The sequence below is a fragment of the Arthrobacter sp. TMP15 genome (genome assembly GCF_039529835.1).
Lineage (GTDB): Bacteria > Actinomycetota > Actinomycetes > Actinomycetales > Micrococcaceae > Specibacter.
Map to the genome: position 1 here is coordinate 289,505 of NZ_CP154262.1, position 24,399 is coordinate 313,903.

Sequence of the window (24,399 nt, forward strand, 5' to 3'; positions counted from 1 at the left end):
ACCTCCAACCCAAACGCGGTTAGGCTGGTGCTAGTACCGGCAGTAAAGTGGCCGGCCAACGCGCGAGGAGAGTGAATCGTGGTCAGTGCAAAGGCGCCTGAGCATGTGGTTATTGTAGGTGCAGGAATCATTGGGCTGTCCACTGCGTGGTATCTGCAGGAGCACGGCATTAAAGTCACCATCGTTGACCGTGGCGGTGTGGCCGCAGGTTCCTCGTGGGGAAACGCAGGCTGGATCACTCCGGCACTAACATTGCCGCTGAGCGAGCCAGCCGTGCTGAAATATGGGCTCAAGGCCATGTTGGATCCGGCATCCCCGCTGTATATTCCGTTTTCCACTGACCCCTCGCTATTGAAATTCCTTCTTGGCTTTGCCCGGAACTGCACTCCAGCGAGATGGCGGGCGGCCATGGCAGTCTTTGCCGAAATCGGCCGCACTGGGATAGATGCCTTCGACGAGCTTGCCGCCGGGACGCCTCCGCTGACTGAAACGACTCATCCAGCCGAACCGTTCCTGACTGGATTCGCTTCACTGAAGGACCGTGACGCCCTCGTCAAAGAGTTCCACGTGATCCGCGAAACGGGCGGCCAGGTCGATTTCAACCTCATCACCGGGGATGAGATCCGGCAGCTGGAACCCACCCTGGGTGCTGGCGTTGTTGCCGGAATAGAAATCCGCAATCAAAAGTTCATTAACCCACCTGCGTTTATGGACTCCCTGGCGCAGACTGTGGTGGCCAGAGGCGCCACGCTGGTGAATTCCTTCAACGTTCTTGACGTCCGTGACACCGGCACCGCAGTGGAAGTGATTGGCTCGGAAGGACGCTCACTTACGGCCGACGCCGTCGTCCTCGCCACAGGTGCGTGGCTGGGTGCCCTTGCGCGTAAATTTGGTGTGAAAGCCGTGGTTCAGGCTGGTCGCGGCTACAGTTTCACGGTGGTTCCCGAAGCCATGCCCAGTCACCCCATCTACTTTCCGGCGCAGCGTGTTGCTTGCACACCCTTGGGGGACAGGTTCAGGGTTGCGGGGATGATGGAGTTTCGCAACGTTGATGCAACCTTGGATCCGCGGCGCATCAAGGCGATCGTGGAGGCCGCATCTCCCATGTTCACAGGCATTGACTGGGAGAACCGTGCCGAAGAATGGGTGGGGGCGCGGCCGTGCACCACCGACGGTTTCCCATTGGTAGGGGCCACAAGGTCTCCACGCGTCCACGTTGCCGGCGGCCACGGTATGTGGGGAATCGCGCTAGGTCCGCTGACGGGCAAAATGATTGCCGCACAAATGACGGCAAACACCCCGCCACCGAGCATGCGCCACTTCAACCCCCTGCGCTAGTACGCTCAGTGGGTCCGCACTACCATTTCAGTTCTTGTGGTGGCGGGCCCACGGGCGCCCAGTTCGGCAAAAGTGGCTTGCGCCCACATCGCGCGCCCTATCCACGCCTCAGCGTCGGCGATGACTGGGTATGCATCCTGCCCCTCTCCCACGCAGTTGATGTACGTAGCGGGGATGATTTGGGGAGCCTCGGCCGTGCGCACTGCCTCCAGTACGCGCACAAAGGCGCCGCCGTTCTCTAGCGAGCCCAGCACGGCAGTGCCGTGAACGCTCACGAATCGTTCCATCTGAGAAGGTGCACAGAGCGTCAAGGCGCTTACAACTGTGGCCCCACCCTAGGCGTGATGCTCACTGTGGAAGTGTCATCGCCTTCGATGTCGTGGGCGCCGTGCAGATCGGTCTCTACGGATTCAACGGCATCCCCGGAGTGAATCCCGGCAATGCTAGGGAACCTCGCGAGTGGAAGCCAACTTAAACCGCTCCGCGTGTGAGCTCTGCGACGGCGCGTAGCTCCTGGAATTGTGACATGGAGGCAGCTGTTGGCTCTTTGCATATATACACCGGCGCCGGCGGCCAGGACAGCGACCCCTAGGGCAGCATGAGTGTGGATAGATATGGCGATGATGAGGCGATCCGGGGCTACCACCGCTGCGAGCAATTCAGGTCGGGCAAGATCTGCACATTTGCTGACAGGCTGAGGGCTGCTTTGTGACGAAACAGATTTGTTGACCGAATAAATTCGGGAGTATGGTGTGTGCATGACAAACCGTTGGTATGCGTATTTTTCGTTGGCTCTGGAGGGGCCTGCGTCTAACTGACACGCATCCAATCACCTTCAGAGCCAACAGGACAGAGAAATCTTTCTCTGTCCTTCGCTATTTTCAAGCGGGTTCCGAAGTGGGGGCTCGCTGCCAGCTCCCACCAAAGGAAATTCTTTCCATGAGCCTTACAGCAGCCAAAAAAATCCCGGCCACGCCGCACACCACAGCCAACCTGCGTGTCAGCCAATTCACCGCGTTGGTGTCTCCTGCGGAGTTGGCCGCTAAGCTACCGATCGACGACTACGCCAGCACCGTCGTCGAACGCGGCCGTGATCAGGTTCGGGCCATCATGAACGGGCTCGATGACAGACTGCTGGTGGTGGTTGGTCCTTGCTCAATTCACGACACCGAAGCCGGGCTGGAATACGCTCGCCGGCTCGCCGAAGTGGCTACGGAGCATCAAGCGGACCTGTTGATAGTGATGCGTGCGTACTTTGAGAAGCCCCGAACCACTGTGGGCTGGAAGGGGCTGATCAACGATCCAGGACTTGATGGCAGCCACGATGTGGCCAGGGGACTTGAGCTGGCGCGTAGTTTCTTGCTGGAGGTTGCCCGACTGGGCGTGCCTACCGGCACCGAATTCCTTGAACCGATCAGCCCGCAGTACACGGCAGATCTTATCTCCTGGGGCGCCATAGGGGCCAGGACTGCCGAAAGTCAGATTCACCGCCAACTCTCTTCGGGGCTGTCCATGCCGGTGGGTTTCAAGAACGGGACCGACGGCGGACTTCAAGTGGCCCTTGACGCGTGCAACGCCGCGTTGGCTGCTCAGTCGTTCTTAGGGATCGACGCCGATGGCCGGGCCGCCCTTGTCAGCACCTCCGGGAACTTGGATGCGCACATCATCCTGCGTGGTGGGCGCGACGCACCGAATTACCGAAGCGCTGACGTCGCCCAGGCCACGGCGGCTGCGACAACGGCTGGAGTCAATCCACGCCTGATCATTGATGCCAGTCACGCAAATTCTGGGAAAAGTCACCACCGTCAGGCCCAGGTTGCGTTGGAAATTGGTGCCCAGCTGGAAGCGGGTGACGCCTCGGCGCACACCATTGCCGGGGTCATGTTGGAGAGCTTTCTTGTAGGCGGAGCCCAGAACCTCAACGTGGAGCAGATTGCCGCCGGCGGTTCAGAGCTGGTCTACGGGCAGAGCGTCACGGACGCCTGCATGGACTGGGAAGTAACGGCAGAGGTGCTGGCAAAGTTGGCTTACGCCTCCAGTGCACGCCGTACAGAGAAGAGGGGCTAGCACGCTCTCAGGTCGTCATTTGAGGGAACAGCTTTCACATAAGCACCTTCAGCACCTACAGTTAGCTCTAGGAGCGGAAGGTGCTGTGCTCCGGCAGCTAGATCTTTTCTAATGGAAATGGATACCGAGGACAGCGATGACGCAGGAGCAGAATTTCTCCAATGTGACCTTTTTGACGGTTCAGGAAGTGGCCGAGCTCATGCGCGTGTCCAAAATGACCGTCTACCGCATGGTTCATGCTGGAGAACTGCCTGCCGTACGTTTTGGCCGGTCATATCGGGTGCCTGCCAACGCAGTTGAGAGCTATTTGCGCTCGGCCGTGGTGGATGGCACAGAGACTCACGGCCCCTCCGGTTCGGCGCATACAGGGTAAAGGCGGTACCCTAGGAAAGATCCATTTTCGGCTAGACCGATTCCTGCGATCGGTCAACCTAATCGTTTACGGCCTCATTCGAGGTTGTTCTATGCAGTTTGTGAGGAACTTTCATGGGTTCAGTAGTTAAGAAGCGCCGCAAGCGGATGTCCAAGAAGAAGCACCGTAAGCAGCTTCGTAAGACGCGTCACCAGCGTCGTAACAAGAAGTAAAGCTTCGTCTTCACAAAAATACCCGTTCACCGTTGTGGTGTGCGGGTGTTTTTATGTCCGGGCAAACTTAGCGTGTGAGATTTCTGCTTCCGGTTTAGTACGTGGCCAGCATCATTTAGCGCTTACGCACCATCGCGACGCCTTTCCACAATCCGTAGACCACTCCGGCACCCGTTGCGGCTTGTAGGCCCAGAGTTGCGGCCCGACGCCCTGAACGGTAATCGTAAACGGGCCAATTATTTTCCCGTGCATGCTTTCGCAACTTGGCGTCGGGATTGATGGCAACCGGATTACCTACGGCTGTTAGCAGCGGGATGTCGTTGTAAGAGTCGCTGTAGGCCCAGCTGCGCGAAAGATCCACACCTTCTCTGTGTGCCAGTTCACGCACGGCACGTGACTTTGCTGCGCCGTGGAGGATCTCACCCACCAGGCGGCCGGTGTAGATGCCGTCTTCTATCTCGGCCACAGTGCCAAGGGCGCCCGTAAGGTTCAGCCGAGTCGCAATGACAGCAGCAACCTCAACAGGGGTGGCTGTCACGAGCCACACTTGCCGCCCAGATTTGAGGTGTTCTTTCGTCAGGGCTTTGGTGCCGGGCCAAATCTTAGATTCAATCATCTCGTCATAGACTTCTTCGCCGAGTTGGCGGATAAAATCGGCACTGATTCCAGCGGCCAGCTTCTGTGCTGAGTCCTGAACGGAATGAACGTCGTTCATGTTCTCGCCGCGCATGATGAATTTGGTTTGTTTCCACGCGAAGCCAGCGACATCAGTCAACGTGAATGCCTTTTTTTGATACATTTTTCGTGCCACGTGGAACAAGCTGGCACCCTTCATCAATGTGTTATCCACATCAAAGAAAGCGGCCTCACCCTGGTGTTGCGCAGTGGTCGAGGCGGCCTCGGCACTGTTGGTAATCACGTCGGGCATGGAATGAGTCTAGTCAATCCAGACACGCTCTGCCCGCTCCGCCACCGGAGGCAGCGGTTAACTGTGGTGAAACTTTCATTTACCGTTTGGTGGAGAAACCCGCTCTTTACGCAGCAGAGCCCGTCCTGACGCTGCCAAAGGAACAGATGCGGCACCACACACTTTGACTAGGTACCGTTATAGACATGGAATATGCTGCCAACCATCCGGCCACAAGTGATGTCTCTACCGCAGGCAATGCTCACGTTCCATTACTGGAGCTGGTCACCAAGTCCAATTGCCACTTGTGTGAGGCTGCCCGCACAGTCGTCGCCGAAGTAGCAGGCAGTCTTGGCTTGACCTGGTCCGAGCTGAGCATTGATAACAACCCCGAGCTCATAGCGCGTTACGGGGAAGAAATCCCGGTGGTGCTTGTGGACGGGATCCAGAGAGACTTCTGGCATATAGACCCTGCCCGTCTCCGGCGCCTCCTGAGCTAGCCGCTTGCCCTGATGCTCTGCCTTGATGCTTGGTCTGGGCTGCGTATTTTTGGCTATGGCCGTGCCACGACTTACAGTGGGTGAAGGTCGGTGCGGACCTCACGGACACGTGTTCAGCATCTGGGCGCGGCCTTAGTTTGAGAATGTGGAGTGAAGTCTTGACCTCAGCGCAGACCTCGGATGGTCAGCCGGACGAGCCAGCCCGGCAGTTACCCTCTGCCACCGTTTCGCGCTTGACGCTGTACCTTCGTACGCTCAACGCGCTCCTTGCTGAAGGTGCCGAAAGCGTATCGTCTGAGGCTCTCGCGGAGTCGGCCGGCGTGGGCTCATCAAATGTCAGGAAAGATCTTTCTTACCTCGGGACCTACGGGACACGTGGGGTTGGCTACGATGTGGCCAATCTGAGCCGCAAAATCTCCCAAGCGCTTGGCTTAACCAACGAATGGCGGGTAGCCATTGTCGGTGCGGGAAACCTGGGCCGGGCTCTTGCACGGTACGCCGGATTTGAATCGCGTGGATTCGACGTTGTGGCACTACTGGATGCAGACCAGATGATCATTGGCAGTGAAATCGGTTGGTTGCGTGTCAGCGATGCGGCAAATCTGGAAGATGTGGTTGAGAGCGCCAGGGTGAACATGGTTGTTTTAGCACTCCCTGCTTCCGTGGCTCAAGCGGTATGCGACAGGGTTGTGGCAGCCGGGGTGCGCAGCGTGCTGAGCTTTGCTCCCATTGCACTGACGGTGGCGGATCACGTGAATCTGCGCAAAGTGGACATGGCTACCGAGCTGCAGATTCTGGCTTATCACGCCCAACGTCTGCAAGAACCCTCCCTCATACAGGATCTGCCGGGAGCATAAACCCCTACGGGTGCTATTTTTGTGGCCGATCCTTCGCCAGTTGCCACTTATGGCGCCCAAAACGTGTGTTTGGGCGCCATAAGTGGCAACTGGCGACGCGCAGCGCCGGGTTTGAACGGATTACCGCTTCAATGCGTTCCGTTTGGCCTTGTGTGCCAAGAAGAATTCCTTCGCCGGGGACCTGAACAGCATGAATACGGCGACTAACCCCAAAATGATGCGGGCACCGGAATAAAACGCATATGATCCACCTTCCGGGACAAGAACAATCGAGACGATGGCGAAGACTAGCGCGGTGGTCCGGGCCCAATTACGGCCTCGGCGCAGCTTGGCGGCAATCCAAAAATAGCCGGCAGCGCAGGTGAGCTGAATGATGCCCATAAAGATGGCCACTGTAATGAAAAGCTGCTGGGCGCTGACGGTGGCCGCCGCTTCCGGGTTCGTAGCCATGGCTTGCCCGACGGCGGATCTCAGGACCTCTTGTCCGCCCGGTGTCGTTAGGGCAAACGCCCAAATTAGCAGTGCAATGAGTTGCAAGATTCCGGCAGCCATAATGAACTTGGTAGCCAGCAGCACCCTCTTTGGCGCTTCCGTAGGTGCCCCAGAGTCCTCCCGAGCGCCAGGCTGTAGGCCCGTAAATCCGGGATACGCCGACGATGGGGTGATTGAGCCTGGCTGCGAGGTGCCCTTCTGTGCGTCTATAACGTCCTGAGGCGGTTCCCACCCGACCGGAGCGTACTGGCCGTAGCGCGGCACGCCTGGGGCGATCTCACCGTAGCTTCCCGGGCGGGAAGCAGGTTGCTCTTGGGGTTCTTCACCATGGGTGCTCATGACAGCTGCTCTTTCAGTGTGGCCGATTTCGGTATTGCTGAGGATTTGGCCGAAAGTGCGGGCCAAATGATTACGCCGGAACGTGGCACCAGAAGAAGAAAGGCCGCGTCGGGTTTGTTACAAACCCTACGCGACCTCCTCCAACTCAACCACCTGATCAAGTTGACTTAGAACTGTGTGCTCAAACTACTATCTAACTCCCTTGGACCTGGAATTCAGCCATGCAGTGGATTCTGGCAGCCACATCAACACGGCGGCCACTACGCTCAACAAACCGCCACCACGGCTGCTGGTCACGAACAAGAAGATGCTGATCAGTGCGATGGTCGAAAGGGCTATCCTCGCCCACTGCATTCCTTCCTTGAGTTTCATGGCACAGACTACGATCGCAGCGATCAGCGCCAAGGAAATGATGGAGATGACGATTCCCCGCACACCTGAACCGCGGTAGTAAGAAGAGCTCAACAGGAACAGCGAACCGATAAACGCGAAGAAAGTGAAAAACAGCCAAAGGGCCGCTGTCACCAGCCAGATGATGTAAGAGATCTTCAGTAGCTGAGGCAAATCGCCCATTTTAAAAATGCCGGTGAAGCCACCCGCTGGCATGACATCTTTGATTGACCGGGGCATGTCCGCTGGCATCTCAAACTTCCCGCTGCCCGCAGGTGCTCCAGGCTGCTGGTATCGAGGCTGCTGGTATGTGCCAGGGGCTTGCTGGTAACCCGGCGGAGGCTGATTGCCAGCTGGCGGCTGATTATTCGGAGGTGGCTGGTAGCCCGCAGGAGGCTGTTGCCCCGGGGCGCCCTGGTAGCCAGGGGGAGGCTGCGTAGCACCAGTGGGCGTAGCGCCAGTGGGTGCTGGTGGCGTATTTGGATCACGCTGGGATCCATAACCGGGAGCAGATGGCTCGGAGGCGGGCTGCTCGGGACCTGGGAACTCATTTGATGTGCTCATAGCATGAACCCTAGTCGGGGGAAGAACGGTTGTATAGGCACGCAAACAGCACGTAAAAGGCCGGTCCACCACGCTGACGGACCGGCCTTGAGGTGCGTGTGCTAAAGATCTGGACTTTAGCGCAACGGCCTAGGCGCTCTTCACAAATGCCACATCCAGTGAAATTGTGACTTTATCTGAAACTAGGACTCCGCCGGCTTCCAGGGCTGCATTCCACGTCAAACCGAACTCCTTGCGACTGATGACGGTTTTAGCTTCAAAGCCGGCACGAGTTGCGCCGAAGGGGTCTACTGCGACGCCGTTAAACTCGCCCTTAAACGTGACAGGGACTGTAATTCCGTGGATCGTCAGCTCGCCTGTGAGCGCAAAGTCCTGTGCATCCCCAGTCACGGCGGAAGATACAAATGTCAGGGTGGGGTGCTCCTGAACGTCCAGGAAGTCGGCGCCGCGGACATGCCCGTCGCGGTTTTCATCGCCGGAGTTGAAGCTCGCGGCCTGAATAGTGGCCGTGACAACGGATTGTGCCAATGTTTCCCCGAGTGTCAGTGAGGCGCTGAGGTCGGTGAATTTTCCGCGAACTTTAGAGATGCCTGCGTGGCGAACCGTGAAACCCACCTCCGAGTGCGAGGCGTCGAAGTTCCAGTTGCCTTGGGTGAGGCCGGTTGACTCAATGGTGGTGACTGACATGTGGAGCTCCTTTTAATTTTGTCCGCACATGGGCGCAATGGCCCGTGTCCTTGACTTCCACCCCGTATAAGCATGCGTTTGCATATACTATTCCCGTGCCCTGAAAAAACTTTCCAGAGCCGGATTAACCTCTTGGTCACTAACTTTGAGAAACTGGCAGACATGTCCCGAGTAACAGTTCATCTTCTGCGCCACGGCGAGGTATTCAATCCCGATGGCGTCCTTTACGGTCGACTCCCTGAATTTCATCTTTCCGAGCGTGGCCGCGCCATGGCCGTTATGGTCAGTGAGCACTTCGCAGCTATGGCGAACGACGGCGGCGCACCGGTTTATCTTGTTGCCTCACCACTGACGCGTGCCCAAGAAACCGCACAGCCCACGGCTGAGGCGTTGGGTCTGGAGATTGTGACCGATCCGCGGATCATAGAAGCGGAGAATCATTTCGAGGGCCTGCGCATGAGCAAGACTGAGTTAGGCAAGCCCAAACATTGGCCATATTTCCTCAATCCGTTCCGCCCCTCCTGGGGCGAGGCGTACGCGGCGCAGGCTCAGCGCATGATTGAAGCGGCGCGGGATGCTGCCAGATGTGCACTGGAGATTGGTGGTGATGGCGCTCAGGCCGTTATGGTGAGCCACCAGTTGCCGATCTGGTCCACACGGCGCAGTGCAGAGGGGAAGCGGCTGTGGCATGACCCGCGGAACCGAGAGTGCACACTTGCCTCCCTGACTTCTTTGACATTTGACGGCGATGACATTGTGGATGTCCACTACAGCGAACCCGCTGCCGCGCTGCTCCCCGGTGCGGCCACCACCCCAGGGGCCTAGCGCCGAAGGCGTTACACTCAGCTGACAGTCAGCTTTTCGACGTAGCGTAGAAGAATGTGTCATGTCTGCGTCAGTGACGTGGCTTCCCAATGAAATGAAAGACTTGCGCCGTGACTTCTTCGATGAGCCGTAGATCGCTTTTGGCCGCTGGTGGCGCCGTGCTCACTATGGCACTAGCCGCCTGCACCAGCAACGACCCGCTGGCACAGCAGGCTAACGCCGGTGATAATAAAAATTATATTGCCGGAGACGGCTCAGTAACCGAGTACGGGGCAGCGGACCGCAAGGAACCCGTCACATTCACAGGCACACTTTTCGATGGTGGAAAGATTGATGCCGCCGATTTTCCTGGCCAAGTCACTGTTATGAATTTTTGGTATGCAGCTTGTGCACCGTGTCGTCTGGAGGCTCCGGATTTGCAGGCACTCCATGCGGAGATGGGACCCCAGGGTGTTGCTTTCTTAGGAGTCAACGTCAGGGATGAAAAAGCCACCGCAGAAGCGTTTGAACGCAATTTCTCCCTGACTTACCCGAGCATCGCTGACAAAGATGGCGGGGTGCTGTTGGCGCTGACAAAGTTTGTTCCTCCGGCAGCCGTTCCCACCACCCTGATTCTGGACAAGAAGGGCAGGGTCTCCGCCCGCATCCTGGGCGTCGCCGACAAGGGCACTTTGAAAGCCCTTATCACCACCGCGCTGGCAGAAAAATAGCAGCCGCCCCCACCCTATGAACAATCCATTTGCCGAAACAATCCTCAACGGGTCAATGCTGCTGGCCATCCCCGTTGCCCTGCTCGCCGGGCTAGTCTCCTTCCTGTCACCCTGCGTACTACCGCTTGTTCCAGGGTATTTAGGCTATGTGAGCGGGCTCAGTGGTGCTGATCTTCAGGACCAGCGGCGTGGGCGGATGTTTGCCGGAATCGGCCTTTTCGTGCTGGGCTTCTCAGTTGTCTTTATGCTCATCGGCGCCGTATTCGGCCAGTTGGGTGCGTGGCTGATGGGGCCCGACGCCGCGTGGGTCACGCAAGTGCTTGGTGTTGTTGTGATCCTGATGGGTGTTGTCTTCCTTGGTGGCATGGGTTGGTTTCAGTCAGAAGCCAAAATTCATGCGAAACCGCCTGCTGGACTGTGGGGTGCGCCTGTTTTGGGGCTAACCTTTGGATTGGGCTGGGCGCCTTGTATAGGCCCCACCTTCAGCGCCGTACAGTTGTTGGCGGTCTCGGACGGACCAAATGCAATTAAGGGCGCGTTCCTAACGTTTATTTACTGCCTGGGGCTGGGTTTGCCCTTCCTGCTGATTGCGCTGGGCGCACGCAGGGGATTGGGTGCTTTAGCTTTCTTCCGCAAACACCGCCGCGGGTTGCAGTACTTTGGCGGTGGCATGTTGATTGTGTTGGGTCTGCTGATGGTTTCTGGGTTGTGGGGAACATGGATCAATCAACTGCAGTTCTGGTTTGCCAATGATGTGAGATTGCCAATCTAATGAAAGAGACAGTGGTGAAAGAAGCCAAGAGCAAAAAGCCGAAGACGAGTGGCCAGGAAGCCGTCCTGCCGCAACTCGGGTTTGTCGGTATGCTCCGCTGGGCTTGGCGGCAGTTGACAAGCATGCGCACGGCCTTGTTCCTGCTGCTGATGCTTGCCGTGGCTGCAGTACCCGGTTCACTCTTCCCGCAACGCCCGTCAGCACCGGCGGAAGTTGCTCAGTACCTGAAGGACAATCCTGGCTCCGGGCCCGTAATGGACTGGTTCAAACTCTTCGATGTTTACTCATCACCCTGGTTCGCAGCCATCTACCTGCTGTTGTTCACTTCTCTGGTTGGCTGTGTATTGCCGCGAGCCAAAATTCACTGGAAGGCTATGCGTTCGGCTCCGCCACGTACGCCTAAACGTCTCTCGCGCCTGGCTGAATACGGCACGGTGGAGATCCCCGCCGGCAGTGGCATTGACGCAGAGACGGCAGTAAAAGATGCAGCAGATATTCTTAAGAGCCGCCGCTACCGGGTGGATGTGCGCGATCTTGATACAGATCGTCCCTCAGTGGGCGCTGAGGTGGGCTTCCTCAAAGAAGTAGGGAACCTGCTCTTTCATACGGCCATGATTGGTGTCCTTGCGGCAATCGCGTTCAGCGGGCTCTTTGGCTACAGCGGTCAGCGAGTTTTGGTGGAGGGCGAGACATTCGTCAATACACTCACGGGTTATGACACGTTCACGCCCGGAGCCAATTTTAGTGACGAGAGCTTGAGCCCCTACTCTGTTCAGTTAGACCGGTTGGTAGTTAAATATGATCGCTCAACAGAAGCTCATTACGGGCAGCCGCTAGACTTCAACGCCACGCTCACGCTCAAAGACAAGCCCGGAGCGGCGCCGGAAAAAAAGACGCTTAAAGTCAACGAACCGGTAGCTGTGGGCGGAACGAACGTGTATTTGGTGGGTAATGGTTATGCCCCGATCATCACTGTCAAGGACGGGCAGGGCAAAGTTGCTTTTCAGGGCCCAGTCATCACCATCCCCACTGATGGTGCTTATACGTCTTTGATGGTTGTCAAGGTCCCTGACGCCAAGCCGAAGCAGCTTGGCTTTGTCGGATTTTTTCTGCCTACGGCACTCATTGATGAAAAAGGCGTTGCTTTCGGCTCCGACCCTGATCCGTTTAATCCCCAGCTGAACCTGAACGCTTATACAGGCGATCTGGGTTTGGATAATGGTGTACCGCGCAACGTGTACACGCTGGATACCTCAGAGCTGAAAGAGATCAACTCCAGGAGCCTTGACTCGGGAGGCATTGTGCTGGTGCCGGGCCAAAGCTACACATTGCCTGAAGGTAGCGGCACCATTAGCTTTGATGGAATCAAACGATTTGCTGCTCTGGACATCAGGCACGATCCGGGACAGATATATGTTTTGGTGTTCGCACTTATAGCGCTGGCCGGGCTCATGGGCTCACTGTTCCTGAACCGTCGTCGTGTATGGGTACGCACAGGAAATCACCCTGATGGACGCACCATGGTCGAGTTCGGCCTACTCGCTCGAGGTGAGGACCACCGGCTGGCTGGCGAATACGCTGCAATCAACAAAGCTCTGCATGCCAAATGGCTGGTGCCATTTGATGTTGCAGGGCAAAATGGTGAGCAGGCACAACCAATAATCAACGACTCCGCACAAAGCGTCACCGCGGCAAGTAAGGATCAGTAATGCCAGAGATCAATGAAAGCTTTGCCCAGCTCAGCGAGCAGCTCATGCTGGTTGCCGGGCTGGCGTATGCTGTCGCGTTTTGTGCCTACGCGTGGGACCTGGTGACATTTAACCAAGCGGTTAAGAAAGGTTTGGCAGGCCAAGAAACAGCAGGCAAGGCTGCTGGTCAGGGCGCCGAGGCTAGAGAACTGGCGCTTAGTGGTGTTGGCGCGCGCAGCTCCGAGGGACAGGATCTAGGCTCCGGCCCGTTGGACCGCGCCACGCGTCCCAGCAGTAAGACCCATACCGTCTCCGACGGTGTTACCGCCGGAGACTCCATGCTTTACGGCAAGGAACGCCGGGTTGTTGCCCGCGTGGCCGTGGCACTGACAGTTGTGGCCGCCGTCGTACAAGGTTTTGCGGTGCTTTTCCGCGGACTGGCTGCAGGGCGTGTTCCGTGGGGCAACATGTACGAATTTTGCACGACGGGCAGCTTCGTTGTTGCGATAGTGTTCCTGCTGGTCCTCACCCGCCGGGACCTGCGGTTCCTTGGGACGTTCGTCATTGGCCTGGTGCTGGTGATGATTGTTGCCGCGTCCGTCTCGTTCTGGACGCCTGTGGGCCACCTGGTGCCCGCTCTGCAAAGCTACTGGCTGATCATCCACGTCTCCATTGCCGTGCTGTCCTCAGCATTCTTCACTATTACCTTTGCCATGTCGGTTCTGCAGCTTATTCAGGGCCGCCGCGAGGCCTCGATCGCTCTGGGCAAAAAAGACAAGGCACCTGTTTTGCGTCTTGTGCCCAACGCGCTAAGCCTTGAAAATCTCTCCTACCGGATCAACGGTATTGCGTTTGTGGGCTGGACATTGACGCTCATGTTCGGTGCCATCTGGGCTGAAAAGGCGTGGGGACGTTTCTGGGGCTGGGATACCAAGGAAGTTTGGACGTTCGTAATCTGGGTGGTTTACGCGGGCTACCTGCACGCCCGGGCTACCAAGGGCTGGACAGGGACGCGCGCTGCTTGGCTTTCCATAGTTGGCTACCTTTGCGTTGTCTTTAACTTCACCATCGTGAACGTGTACTTCTCCGGATTGCACTCATACGCAGGAGTGGGCAGCTAACCCCCGTTAGGCGCCAACGCCCCGGAACGCATTTTCGCGTTTTGGGGCGTTGCTGTTTGTGCACCCAATAGGCCTGATCAGCGCTTTTGTGGTGAGCGCAGACCTGGCTTGGTGTATGTGCGCGCAAGAAGGGCCAGGGCGATGGCTGCCACCATCAGGCCAAAGTCACGCAGCGCCACATCGTAGAACCCGGAGTAGGTGAGCAGGTTCATGATGATCCCCGCCAGCCACAAGGCCACCACATAGGCTGCATACCGCGGCCGCAAGGCAACAGAGATAGCTGCGATGATCTCAACAACGCCAATGGCCATCATGGTGCCCTGGGCGCTCAAGGGTGAAATATTCGCGATCCACGGAGCCAAGTAGCTTTCCCAATTGGCGAGGACGTTGAAGAACTTATCCAGTCCCATGATCATTGGGATTGCGATAAAGCCAACCCGCAGCAGCAAGAATGCGCCGTAGGCTGGCTCGGACCTGGCCCGCGTCAGTGCCTGTGATCTCCATCCACTGGATGGGGTGGGGATTGAATGCGTTGTCATGACTCCTCCATCTAAAAACTGTTCTTATGTTTTTAGAATGCGCCTGATGCGATTGCATGTCAATGCCTCGAAGGGTCTTATTTTTTTGCAGCTTGGGGCTTGTCGGAATCAACCTCCCGGCTAGCCCCAAGCCACGCTGTTCTCCGGTGCAAAAAAAGCTACTTGGCGGGCATTTCCTCTGTGACAGCTTTTAGCGTGCCAGTATCAATATCCTGCGATGGGCCGTTGAGGTAGCGTCCTAGGGAATCATCCATAGCGTTGATCCAGCGCGTGTGGTGTTTTGTGGCCATCGTTCCGGTAATTACCGAGCGGTGGATAGTGTCGCGGTAACCCAGAATGTCCGTTTCCTTCTGTCTCATCCAATCCTTAAACAGCTGCGAAACGGCGTCAAGATCGAAGGTCGGGTAGTCGGTTGCTGCGATGAGCTCGCGCAGGTACTCCGACTGGAAATCGGCTTGGGCGTTGTGATCGGGCAGGGCCGCTTGACGTTCCAACCAGAGCTGAATATTTGCTTCGCGCTCAGCCGGGGCCGGTAGCTCGATGGCGCCACTGATGACGTCCCTGGCAAACCATGCCTGTGCGTCAAACATGTTGAAGGTGTAATACTGGTCCTGCGCGCCCAAGTAGAACAGGTTGGTGTTTTCTTGCCACACCACGCCCTTGTACAGGTTGGCAGGGTAGAGCACATTTTTGGATTTCAGGCTCAGCTCACTGGGTAGGAACGGGTATTTGTGCTGGTACCCGGTGCAAAGTACCACGGCGTCAAATTCCCCGCAGGTGCCATCACTGAAGTGCGCGGTGCTGCCCTGGAAGTGGCTGACGAGGGGGCGTTCAACTGTGTTTTCTGGCCAGTCAAAGCCCATCGGAGCTGTGCGGTAGCTGAAAGTAATGGAGGCCGCACCCATTTTATGGGCTTGCATGCCAATGTCTTCGGCCGAGTAACTGCTGCCGATCATGAGTAGATTTTTGGTTGCGAAGCGTTCTGCACCGCGGAAGTCATGAGCGTGGAGGACTTCGCCGGGGAAGGTGTTGATACCAGTGAATTCCGGCACGGCAGGAGTGGAGAAGTGGCCCGTAGCGACTACCAGTTTATCGAAGACGTGATCAGTAGTGGTGGCCGTGGTTAGATCCTCCACTGTCACGGTGAATTCTTCTGTGTCCGGGTTGTAGCTGGTGTGGCGGGCCACAGTGTTGAACTGGACATATTTGCGAACATCGGAGCTTTCAACGCGGCCCTTGATGTAATCAAAAAGGACTTCACGGGGCGGGAATGATGAGATGGCGCGGCCAAAGTGCTCATCAAAGGAGTAGTCGGCGAATTCCAGGCACTCTTTGGGGCCGTTGGACCACAGGTGGCGGTACATGCTGGAGTGCACAGGCTCGCCATGCTCATCCAAACCGGTGCGCCAACTACTATTCCATTGGCCACCCCAGTTGTTCTGCTTTTCAAAACACAAAATCTCAGGGATATCCGCGCCGTTTTGCCGGGCAGACTCAAACGCCCGCAACTGAGCCATACCGCTGGGCCCGGCACCAATGATTCCAACTCGTAATCTCATGCTGCTCTCCTCATCACTTGGATCCTCTGTGTCTTCATGAATCGACGCTTCGAATCCACGCTCAGTGGCTATGTTGCGAGGTGCCGTGATCGGTTCCTCAAGGTAGAGCGTCAAAGGCGCGTAATGCGCGGCGGCAGATAAAGACTGCGGCAAATGTTCGGGCGGTTGATCGCCTGCGGTTATGCCGAACTCAAGCGCCAGTGGCACTGTCCGGAACCGGGGTTGGGTGTTTGTGAGCACCCGGATTCGTTAAGCGGTTTGCCGCAGATCCAAGAAGCAGCAAACCTGTAACCATTGCAACATTTTAGGAAAAATAAGTCAAAATCAACAAATAGTTTATTTTTGCTTACTGATCAAGGCGTTTTAAAGCTCTGTGACCTGACCGCCATCGACAGCCCACCTGGTGTCAAGGGAAACGTTCTCCAATAGCCGCCTGTCATGGGTGACAAGTAGCAGTGTGCCTTCGTAACTATCCAGAGCCTGCTCCAGTTGCTCGATCGCAGGCAGATCCAGATGATTGGTTGGTTCATCCAGCACCAGGACGTTCACTCCGCGTGCCTGCAGAAGCGCCAAGGATGCACGGGTGCGCTCCCCGGGGGAGAGGGCGCCCACGACGCTACTCACTTGGTCAGCCTTCAAGCCAAACTTGGCCAAGAGCGTCCTGACCTCGCCTTGGTTTAGCTCCGGCACAAGCTCTTCAAAAGCAGCACCCAGGGGCTTGTCTTCGGGGAACTGGCTGCGGGTTTGGTCTACTTCTCCGATTGAGACATTTGCCCCCAGGGACGCTGTTCCGCTGTCAGGGGCGCGCTGGCCAAGCAGCAATCGCAGCAGGGTCGATTTGCCTGCGCCATTGGGGCCTGTGATGCCAATCCGTTCGCCAGCGTTGACTTGCACCGAGACCGGGCCCATGGTGAAGCTGCCTTGAGTGAGAACGGCGGCATTTAATGTGCAAACGACAGTACTGGAACGCGGTGCTTCACCAATGCGAAATTGCAGTGCCCATTCTTTGCGTGGTTCTTCTACTTCATCGAGCCGGGCAATGCGGGACTCCATTTGGCGTACCTTTTGGGCCTGCTTCTCGGAGGACTCGGCGCTGGCGCGACGACGGATTTTGTCATTGTCCGGGCTCTTCTTCATGGCGTTGCGTACACCCTGAGAGCTCCACTCACGCTGGGTCCGTGCACGCCCTACGAGGTCAGCCTTTTTATCGGAAAATTCGTCATAAGCTTCGCGGGCGTGCCGTTTGGCGATGGCGCGCTCCTCCAGAAACGAGTCATAGCCACCTTCATAAACAGCTACCTTGTTTTGTGCCTGGTCCAGCTCCACCACCGAAGTTATACACCTCGAAAGAAATTCCCGGTCGTGAGAAACAAGCACCACACCACCGCGTAGTCCCTTCACGAAATCTTCGAGCCGGGCAAGTCCGGCCAAATCGAGGTCGTTGGTGGGCTCGTCCAGCAGGACGATGTCAAAACGGCTCAGCAGCAGCGCGGCAAGCGCTACGCGAGCGGCCTGACCGCCGGAAAGTCCTGTCATGGCGCCATGGGGATCAACGGTGAGTCCCAGTTCTGCCAGTATCGCAGGGATGCGCTCCGCAAGATCAACGGCGCCAGAGGCCAGCCAGCGATCAAGCGCGGCAGCATACCTGTCATTATCCGCAGAGGTGCCCGTGCCCAACGCCTCAGCTGAGGTCTCCATCTCAACCGTTGCTTGGGTGCAGCCGGTACGCCGGCCAATGTAGGAGGCAATTGATTCGCCCTCAATCCGTTCATGTTCCTGCGGCAGCCAGCCGATAAAGGCATCCTGCGGGGCCGTGCTGACGGAGCCGCCCTGCGGTATCGATGCACCCGCTAAGAGACTGAGCAGCGTTGATTTCCCGGCACCATTAGCGCCCACAACGCCAATCACATCGCCTGGGGCCACGGTGAAAGAAAGGTTATTGAACAAGGTGCGGTGTGCGTGGCCGCCGGCAAGGTCCTTTGCCACAAGTGTTGCGCTCATGACTCCATCTTAAGTTGCTTCGGAGCACTCTCTGAACCTCAGCGAAGTGTGCCCTCTCACTCCTTGGCATCTGTTGACCCGCAAGGGGGTGGCCCGGTGCTGGAAGATGATTCCCGGCGTCGTACTGGGCAAGGGGCCACAGCCGCCCAAGTATTGCAAGATGTGACGAACGGTTTGAAGCCGCCAGTGGTGGGTGGTCACACTGAAGAATCAAGAATTTCAACCACAGGCACTGGCCCGCAATCAAAGGAAACGCAGATGAGCGAAGCAACTCTTACCGAAAACAGCAACGACGCGGCACAGCGTTCGGCCCGGTTGGGTGAGGCCGGGGCAGCCTGGGCGCAGCGGATCGATCTCAACGCCGAGAATGCCAAGCTGACGTACAAGGTGGCTGGTGTGGGTGTCGGCTCGGTAGCCACGCGACTCAACGCTGGCAAGCACCAATTCACTGTGGATGAGCCGGCAGCGCTGGCCGGGGACGACGCGGCGGCCAGTCCGGTGGAGTACGTGCTGGGCGCTGTCATCGCCTGCCAGGTGGTGGTGTACCGGCTATATGCCGAACAACTCGGGATCCAGATCGATGACATCACCATTAACGCCGAAGGGGATTTGGACGTGCGCGGCCTGTTTGGGATCGACCCCGCCGTGCGGCCTGGATTCAGTGATATCCGGTTGGCTGTTTCGATCTCCGGCCCCGAAACGCAGGAACGCTATGAGGAACTTGCCCGTACAGTGGAGGCGCGCTGTCCCGTGCAGGACATGCTCAGCAACTCCACACCCGTGAGCGCTGTGGTTAGGAAAAGCTAGTCGCCGCTGGCACTTTAGGTGCACTTAGTTTTGTATCTGAGTATCCAGTGACAACCAGTTGTCCCGGGTGGCCAGCGAGGCGGCTTCGGTGTCCCCAAGGCTGGCCAGTTTAATGATCTGCGCATGTGCCGTGACCGAATGCCGTGCCTGATCGGAACTAAAGCGCTGATACTCCATCCGCCGCAGCACAGGCATGCTCTGATCAAGCACCAGCGGAATCATTGCGTTGGCGCAGGCTGCAACCATTTCGGCATGAAACTGATCGTCGGCAGCTAAGGCGGCATCGACGTCGTCGGTCTCCAGCGCGGCGGAGAACTTGGCGTTGGCCGTGACCATATTGGCAAGATGTTCTTCGGTCAGGACCGGGACAGCCAATCTGGTTGCCAGCTCATGCATCGCCGCCACCACCTGCCGGGCATCCTTTGTGGCGGCAGGGTCCAAGGACGCCACCATCGTGGCCCTGCCCGGCTGGGAAACAATCAGCCCGGCCCGTTCCAAACGAAGCAAAGCTTCCCGAATCGGGGTCCTGCTCACGCCCAGCCACGCTTCCAGTTCAGGATCACGCAACCGCTCGCCGGCGGCGAAGGTGCCATCAATGATGGCGTCGCGAATGGATTCATAGACATCATTGCGCAGCAGAGACCGTTTGTGGATTCCGTGGGGCAGGGGAGTGGGCATGCAACATAGGATATATCGCCAAGCCGCGTGGTGGGCGCACGTGGGACGGTACGAATGCTGAAAGCCAGAATGCTGAAGGCGTGCCAACACCTGAACGGCGCCCTTGACAAGAGTGTATTAATGGAATGCAATATATTGCATACCTAGTGTGTTTCACTCTAAAGTTCAAGGACGTCATGGCAATCTCAGATTTCGAGCGTTATCCCCTGACTTTTGGCCCCAGTCCCATCCATGACCTGCCACGCTTAAGTGAGCACCTGGGCGGGGCAAAAATCTGGGCAAAACGCGAGGATGTGAACAGTGGCCTGGCTTTTGGCGGCAACAAAACACGCAAACTGGAATACATCGTCCCGGACGCCATCGCCCAAGGCGCTGACACTTTGGTGTCCATTGGCGGCTACCAGTCCAACCACACCCGCCAAGTAGCTGCCGTTGCCGCCAAACTCGGGATGAAAGCCCGGCTCGTGCAGGAAAACTGGGTGGACTGGCCTGACCCACTCAGTGATCGTGTGGGCAATATCCAGCTAAGCCGCATCATGGGTGCTGAGGTCCACCTCGACTCCGCGGGCTTTGACATTGGCATTCGCAACAGCTGGGAGCAGGCCATCAAAGATGTGCAAGACGCTGGCGGCGAGCCCTATCCCATTCCCGCTGGAGCCTCGGAGCACCACCTAGGCGGACTTGGTTTCGCGAACTGGGCCTACGAAGTTGAAAAACAGGAACAGGAACTTGGCATCTTTTTCGACACGATCGTGGTCTGTACAGTGACAGGATCCACCCACGCAGGGATGATCGCGGGGTTCGCCGGACAGGACCGCCCGCGGCGAGTCATTGGCATTGACGCCTCCGCAACGATCGAAAAAACTCGTGCTCAGGTGGCAAGGATCGCCCGCCATACCGCGGCACTGATTGGCTTGGAGCGCGACATTCGCGATGATGAGATCACCGTCCTGGAAGGCTGGGCCGGTGACTACTACGGGATTCCCGTGGATTCCACCCTGGAAGCTATCCGCCTCTCCGGCACACTCGAGGGAATGATTATTGATCCCGTCTATGAGGGCAAGTCCATGGCCGGACTCATTGATCTGGTCAGCTCCAAGGACATCCCGACTACTAGCAACGTCCTCTACGCGCACCTCGGCGGACAACTGGCGCTCAACGCCTACAGCGGGCTGTTTCGCTAGGATTTTTTACTAGCGGTTGGTTAAGGAGCTTTGTTAGGGAGCTCCCCAACAGCCAGCCAGTCACCGGACGCGGTCAGCCAGCCAATGAATTTGTGGTGGCCCGCTCTTTGGTGAACAATCTCAACCCGATGTGCACTAGAGTAAATACTTGTGAGATAGATAACGCAGCCTCCGCCCCACGCCGATCGCTCCGCATTGCCTGCGGACTGCTGGATCGCGTCAGAAATGCCTGCCAATCCGCAATGTGTTAGAAGGCCGTAGTGCGCTCTTTTCCTTACAAATCCGCTAAAAAACCGAATCTGAGCTCCCCTGGCCGTTATCTTCTGTGGTTGGCTGGCGCTCAGCGTGGGACCCTCTTGATTGGCATCGTGTACGGCTCCATTTGGACTGTTTGCCAAGCGCTGACTCCCTATGTACTGGGTCAGGCGATTGACCAGGGCATTCTGCCCGGCAACTTCGCCCGCCTCTCTACCTGGGTGGGCGTATTGGTTGCGTTGACAATCGTGCAGTCCATCTCCGCTACCTTGCGTCACCGCGCAGCCGTGAGTAATTGGTTGCAGGCCGCGTACCGTTCCGCCCAAGTGGTGGGTTACAAGGTGACCCGCAGTGGAGATGCGTTGCCGCAAAAATTCTCCACGGGGGAAGTGGTCTCCACTTGTGCCTCCGATGCCATGCGCATTGGGGAGATCTTTGACGTGGCCGCGCGCTTGGCCGGTTCCGTGGTGGGCTACCTGCTGGTCTCCTTTTTGGTCTTCCAATCATCGTGGCAGTTGGGATTGGTGGTGTTATTTGGTGTGCCGCTATGCGGTGCCGCACTGATGTTCGTGATCCGGCCTTTGCAAAGGCGTCAAAAGGAACAGCGTGAGGCCGCCGGCCAGATGACTGCCTTGGGCGCAGACACCGTAACGGGCCTGCGCGTTTTGCGGGGCATTGGCGGGGAGCACATCTTCGTTCAGCGTTACAGGGAGCGTTCACGTACTACGCAGCTGGCGGGTAATAAGGTGGCGTATTCGCTGGCCGATTTGGATGCTGCGCAGGTCTTGGTGGTTGGCGTGTTCAGCGTGGCCTTCACCTGGATCGGCGCCCTGCAGGCATTATCCGGACAAATCGACACCGGCCAGCTCGTGGCTCTTTATGGGTACGCGGTATTCCTGGTGTCCCCCATCCGCACCGCAGCCGATGCAGTTTCGCGTTTTATTCGCGCCCAAGTGGGAGCCCGGCGCATCATTGATGTTTTGGCCACCCCTTCTGCCGTGCACGACGTCGAGGCTACAGTGCCGGCCCCCTTCGCACCGAGCGCTTTGTTCGATTCGGCAACGGGGGTGGTGATTGCACCAGGTACGCTAACCGCCGTCGTCTCCGGCGATCCTGCCCAGTCAGCAAATCTAGCCCGGCGGCTTGGCCGGTTTGAGGATGCGGTGTTGCGTGAGGCGGAGGTGCGCTGGGGTGCCGAAGCGCTGCACCTGATGCCGCTGCGTGAGGTCCGCTCACGGATCGTTGTCTCTGATGCTGAGCCGCAGTTATTCACCGGAACGCTGCGGGAGGAACTGGATCCTACGGGAAAGCATACCGATGCCCAGATCATGGATGCCATTGAGGTAGCTAGTGCCCATGACGTATTTGATGGTCTGGACAACGGACTAGATGACGAAGTGACGGAGAAAGGACGCGGTTTCTCCGGCGGGCAGCGCCAACGTTTAACTTTGGCGCGCGCAGTGCTGACAGAAGCGGAAGTGCTGGTGCTGATTGAACCGACCAGTGCCGTTGATGCGCACACCGAATCCCGGATCGCCACGGCCCTGCAACGCACTCGCGGGGTACCTGAGAACACCACAGTGGTGGTCAGTGTTAGCCCGCTGCTACTGGGCGCTATGGATACTGTGGTGTTCCTGCAGGACGGGAAAATTTTAGCGCAGGGTACGCACCGCGAGCTCCTGGACACCGTTCCGGATTACCGAAAAGTGGTAATCCGCGGCGAAGGTATGGATGGCCACAGCGCCGAAGTTGTGAACAATACCGGCACAAACGGTGGGGGAAACTGATGGCTGATAACAAGCTTCCTGTGGCGGATTCCGCTCAGGTTAAGGCAGAGGGTTTGCGTTTGATGAGCGCACACAAAAAGCCACTGGCCGGTGTGGTTGGGCTCTATGTTGTGTCTGCTGCGGCAGGTCTGGCCGGACCGTTCCTCTTGGGCAGGCTGGTAGACGCCATCAGCGTTGGCACCACTGCCGGGTTTATTGCCACTGTGGCGATGAGCTTGGCTGGCTTTGTGATTGTGCAGACCATACTGGCGCGATGGGCCAGGCGTAAAGGCATGGTGTTGGGGGAGAAAGTATTTGCCCAACTCCGTGAGGAATTCATGGAGCAGGTCACCTCGCTTCCGCTATCTACCGTGGAAAAGGCGGGGACCGGTGACCTTGTGTCCCGCACAACCAACGACGTTGACTCGGTCTCACACACCGTCCGCTTTGGTGTTCCACAGGTGCTGGTTTCAGTAGCAACCATTGCGCTGACGGCCACCGCAGCACTCTTGACCAGTCCACTTGTGGCCGTGGCCCTGCTGGTGGGTACACCATTGCTGATTCCCGTCACACGCTGGTACCTCAAGCGCGCCACTGCCGGATACTTGGCGGAGCGCGAAAGCTACGCGGTGCTCAATGGCGCCATCACCGAGACCATCGAGGGTGCCCGCACAGTTGACGCGCTGAGTCTTGGGCCGCACCGGCGCAACAGGATCGATGCGGCTCTAAAAAACTGCTTTGAACGTGAAAAGTACACGCTGGGATTGCGCACAATACTGTTCCCGGTGACCGAACTCGCTTTCTGGCTCCCGGTGGCTGCCGTGCTGTTGTGGGGCGGCTGGCTGTCATCCCAAGACCTTGTCACCACTGGCATGGTGGCCACGGTTGCGCTGTATGCCATGCAACTCATCGACCCCGTGGACACGCTGATCATGTGGATCGACGAGATCCAGGTGGGCGCCTCATCGTTGGCCCGCATTGTGGGCATCCGCAACGTTTCTCCGGACAGGATCGCCACGGATGCGGTGCCCACAGATGAGCAAATTATTCTCAACAACGCCCGTTACGCCTACCGTGAAGGCCACAACGTTTTGCACGGGATCGATCTCACGCTCCGTCCCGGCGAGCGTCTGGCCATGGTGGGTCCTTCTGGGGCGGGTAAGTCCACCCTTGGCCGGTTGCTGGCCGGAATCCATGGACCTACTTCCGGTTCCGTCACGGTGGGCGGGGTGCCGTTGGTTGACCGCCCGCTGGATGAATTACGAGGAGAGGTCGCCTTGGTCACCCAAGAACACCACGTGTTCGTGGGAACGCTGGCAGACAACGTCCGCTTGGGGAAGGCCGATGCAACTGACGCGCAGATCGAAAAGGCCCTCTCCGACGTCGGATCCTTATCTTGGGTGCGTGCCCTCCCCGAAGGTATTGCCACTGAAGTGGGTTCGGGATCACACACGCTGACCCCCGCTCAGGCGCAGGAACTGGCGTTGGCCCGGCTAGTGCTGGCGGATCCGCACACACTGGTGCTGGACGAGGCGACCTCGTTGATCGATCCGCAGGCCGCCCGCGATCTGGAGTTTTCACTGAGTGCCGTTTTGGCCGGACGGACTGTTGTGGCGATTGCGCACCGCCTGCATACCGCGCACGACGCCGATCGTGTGGCGGTGGTGGAAAAGGGACGAATTTCCGAGCTGGGTTCCCACGATGAACTGCTGGCGCAAGGCGGATCCTACGCTGCGTTGTGGAACTCGTGGCGGCAAGACGCGTAAGC

At 57.8% G+C, this 24,399-nt stretch carries 24 protein-coding genes; 15 read left to right on the top strand and 9 right to left on the bottom strand.

Translation table 11 applies throughout. The features are described from left to right. The first annotated feature begins 78 nt into the window (after window positions 1-78). On the top strand, window positions 79-1,338 hold the full coding sequence (locus tag AAFM46_RS01265; protein ID WP_283531280.1) for an FAD-dependent oxidoreductase: 1,260 nt from the start codon (window positions 79-81) through the stop codon (window positions 1,336-1,338). Window positions 1,339-1,343: 5 nt separating this feature from the next. Here AAFM46_RS01265 and AAFM46_RS01270 read toward each other — a convergent pair whose 3' ends face one another. Further along, window positions 1,344-1,613: a hypothetical protein gene (locus tag AAFM46_RS01270; protein WP_343319094.1), complete on the bottom strand. Its 270-nt coding sequence runs from the start codon at window positions 1,611-1,613 to the stop codon at window positions 1,344-1,346. Between the two features lie 664 nt (window positions 1,614-2,277). Between AAFM46_RS01270 and AAFM46_RS01275 the strand changes: the two genes are divergently transcribed. From AAFM46_RS01275 to AAFM46_RS01285, 3 genes are all read left to right on the top strand, one after another. After that, a complete protein-coding gene (locus AAFM46_RS01275) occupies window positions 2,278-3,405 on the top strand; it encodes a 3-deoxy-7-phosphoheptulonate synthase (RefSeq protein ID WP_283531282.1) in 1,128 nt (375 codons plus the stop codon). 136 nt (window positions 3,406-3,541) lie between these two features. Further along, window positions 3,542-3,778: a helix-turn-helix domain-containing protein gene (locus AAFM46_RS01280; RefSeq protein ID WP_283531283.1), complete on the top strand. Its 237-nt coding sequence runs from the start codon at window positions 3,542-3,544 to the stop codon at window positions 3,776-3,778. Window positions 3,779-3,891: 113 nt separating this feature from the next. Next, complete coding sequence (locus tag AAFM46_RS01285) at window positions 3,892-3,990, top strand: AURKAIP1/COX24 domain-containing protein (RefSeq protein WP_074712200.1); 99 nt, start codon at window positions 3,892-3,894, stop codon at window positions 3,988-3,990. A 115-nt stretch (window positions 3,991-4,105) separates the two neighbouring features. Here the strand turns inward: AAFM46_RS01285 and AAFM46_RS01290 are convergent, their stop codons facing one another. After that, the gene (locus tag AAFM46_RS01290; RefSeq protein ID WP_343319101.1) at window positions 4,106-4,918 is read right to left on the bottom strand and encodes an HAD-IB family hydrolase; all 813 of its coding nucleotides are present in this window, start codon (window positions 4,916-4,918) and stop codon (window positions 4,106-4,108) included. A gap of 185 nt (window positions 4,919-5,103) precedes the next feature. On the opposite strand from AAFM46_RS01290, the gene AAFM46_RS01295 reads away from it, so the two are divergent. Both AAFM46_RS01295 and AAFM46_RS01300 read left to right on the top strand, forming a co-directional pair. Then, window positions 5,104-5,397, top strand: a complete 294-nt coding sequence (locus AAFM46_RS01295; RefSeq protein WP_343319102.1) for a glutaredoxin family protein — start codon at window positions 5,104-5,106, stop codon at window positions 5,395-5,397. Between the two features lie 158 nt (window positions 5,398-5,555). Continuing rightward, window positions 5,556-6,254, top strand: a complete 699-nt coding sequence (locus tag AAFM46_RS01300; protein ID WP_343319104.1) for a redox-sensing transcriptional repressor Rex — start codon at window positions 5,556-5,558, stop codon at window positions 6,252-6,254. Between the two features lie 120 nt (window positions 6,255-6,374). On the opposite strand, the gene AAFM46_RS01305 is transcribed toward AAFM46_RS01300, so the two are convergent. The 3 genes from AAFM46_RS01305 to AAFM46_RS01315 all read right to left on the bottom strand — a co-directional run bounded on the left by AAFM46_RS01305 (window position 6,375) and on the right by AAFM46_RS01315 (window position 8,726). Continuing rightward, window positions 6,375-7,085 carry a hypothetical protein gene (locus AAFM46_RS01305; protein ID WP_283531287.1) on the bottom strand — a complete coding sequence of 237 codons (711 nt, stop codon included), beginning with the start codon at window positions 7,083-7,085 and terminating at the stop codon, window positions 6,375-6,377. Window positions 7,086-7,274: 189 nt separating this feature from the next. Next, window positions 7,275-8,039, bottom strand: coding sequence for a hypothetical protein (locus AAFM46_RS01310; RefSeq protein WP_343319106.1), 765 nt, complete (start codon window positions 8,037-8,039; stop codon window positions 7,275-7,277). 129 nt (window positions 8,040-8,168) lie between these two features. Then, window positions 8,169-8,726 (bottom strand): YceI family protein, encoded by a 558-nt coding sequence (locus AAFM46_RS01315; protein ID WP_343319108.1) that lies wholly within the window; start codon window positions 8,724-8,726, stop codon window positions 8,169-8,171. Between the two features lie 162 nt (window positions 8,727-8,888). On the opposite strand from AAFM46_RS01315, the gene AAFM46_RS01320 reads away from it, so the two are divergent. The 5 genes from AAFM46_RS01320 to ccsB all read left to right on the top strand — a co-directional run bounded on the left by AAFM46_RS01320 (window position 8,889) and on the right by ccsB (window position 13,842). Then, window positions 8,889-9,551: a histidine phosphatase family protein gene (locus AAFM46_RS01320; protein WP_283531290.1), complete on the top strand. Its 663-nt coding sequence runs from the start codon at window positions 8,889-8,891 to the stop codon at window positions 9,549-9,551. 122 nt (window positions 9,552-9,673) lie between these two features. Further along, on the top strand, window positions 9,674-10,261 hold the full coding sequence (locus AAFM46_RS01325) for a TlpA disulfide reductase family protein (RefSeq protein WP_343320317.1): 588 nt from the start codon (window positions 9,674-9,676) through the stop codon (window positions 10,259-10,261). A gap of 16 nt (window positions 10,262-10,277) precedes the next feature. Then, window positions 10,278-11,033, top strand: coding sequence for a cytochrome c biogenesis CcdA family protein (locus AAFM46_RS01330; protein WP_343319110.1), 756 nt, complete (start codon window positions 10,278-10,280; stop codon window positions 11,031-11,033). Beyond that, entirely contained in the window at window positions 11,033-12,742 is a 1,710-nt protein-coding gene (locus AAFM46_RS01335; RefSeq protein WP_343319112.1) for a cytochrome c biogenesis protein ResB, read from the top strand. The genes AAFM46_RS01330 and AAFM46_RS01335 overlap by 1 nt, the downstream gene beginning before the upstream one ends. After that, the gene (gene ccsB / locus AAFM46_RS01340; RefSeq protein ID WP_283531293.1) at window positions 12,742-13,842 is read left to right on the top strand and encodes a c-type cytochrome biogenesis protein CcsB; all 1,101 of its coding nucleotides are present in this window, start codon (window positions 12,742-12,744) and stop codon (window positions 13,840-13,842) included. The genes AAFM46_RS01335 and ccsB overlap by 1 nt, the downstream gene beginning before the upstream one ends. 77 nt (window positions 13,843-13,919) lie before the next feature. Here the strand turns inward: ccsB and AAFM46_RS01345 are convergent, their stop codons facing one another. The 3 genes from AAFM46_RS01345 to AAFM46_RS01355 all read right to left on the bottom strand — a co-directional run bounded on the left by AAFM46_RS01345 (window position 13,920) and on the right by AAFM46_RS01355 (window position 17,941). Then, window positions 13,920-14,381 (bottom strand): hypothetical protein, encoded by a 462-nt coding sequence (locus AAFM46_RS01345; protein WP_343319114.1) that lies wholly within the window; start codon window positions 14,379-14,381, stop codon window positions 13,920-13,922. A gap of 158 nt (window positions 14,382-14,539) precedes the next feature. Continuing rightward, a complete protein-coding gene (locus AAFM46_RS01350; RefSeq protein WP_343319115.1) occupies window positions 14,540-16,180 on the bottom strand; it encodes an NAD(P)/FAD-dependent oxidoreductase in 1,641 nt (546 codons plus the stop codon). Window positions 16,181-16,303: 123 nt separating this feature from the next. Then, on the bottom strand, window positions 16,304-17,941 hold the full coding sequence (locus AAFM46_RS01355) for an ABC-F family ATP-binding cassette domain-containing protein (RefSeq protein ID WP_343319117.1): 1,638 nt from the start codon (window positions 17,939-17,941) through the stop codon (window positions 16,304-16,306). Window positions 17,942-18,199: 258 nt separating this feature from the next. Between AAFM46_RS01355 and AAFM46_RS01360 the strand changes: the two genes are divergently transcribed. Then, window positions 18,200-18,748, top strand: a complete 549-nt coding sequence (locus AAFM46_RS01360; protein WP_283531297.1) for an OsmC family protein — start codon at window positions 18,200-18,202, stop codon at window positions 18,746-18,748. A 24-nt stretch (window positions 18,749-18,772) separates the two neighbouring features. Here the strand turns inward: AAFM46_RS01360 and AAFM46_RS01365 are convergent, their stop codons facing one another. Then, window positions 18,773-19,426, bottom strand: a complete 654-nt coding sequence (locus tag AAFM46_RS01365) for a GntR family transcriptional regulator (RefSeq protein ID WP_343319119.1) — start codon at window positions 19,424-19,426, stop codon at window positions 18,773-18,775. A gap of 176 nt (window positions 19,427-19,602) precedes the next feature. Here AAFM46_RS01365 and AAFM46_RS01370 point away from each other — a divergent pair, with 176 nt between their 5' ends. From AAFM46_RS01370 to AAFM46_RS01380, 3 genes are all read left to right on the top strand, one after another. Beyond that, window positions 19,603-20,610, top strand: coding sequence for a 1-aminocyclopropane-1-carboxylate deaminase (locus tag AAFM46_RS01370; RefSeq protein WP_343319120.1), 1,008 nt, complete (start codon window positions 19,603-19,605; stop codon window positions 20,608-20,610). A 260-nt stretch (window positions 20,611-20,870) separates the two neighbouring features. Beyond that, window positions 20,871-22,652, top strand: a complete 1,782-nt coding sequence (locus AAFM46_RS01375) for an ABC transporter ATP-binding protein (RefSeq protein WP_343319122.1) — start codon at window positions 20,871-20,873, stop codon at window positions 22,650-22,652. Next, window positions 22,652-24,397 carry an ABC transporter ATP-binding protein gene (locus AAFM46_RS01380; RefSeq protein ID WP_283531301.1) on the top strand — a complete coding sequence of 582 codons (1,746 nt, stop codon included), beginning with the start codon at window positions 22,652-22,654 and terminating at the stop codon, window positions 24,395-24,397. The genes AAFM46_RS01375 and AAFM46_RS01380 overlap by 1 nt, the downstream gene beginning before the upstream one ends. The last annotated feature ends 2 nt before the right edge of the window (window positions 24,398-24,399 follow it).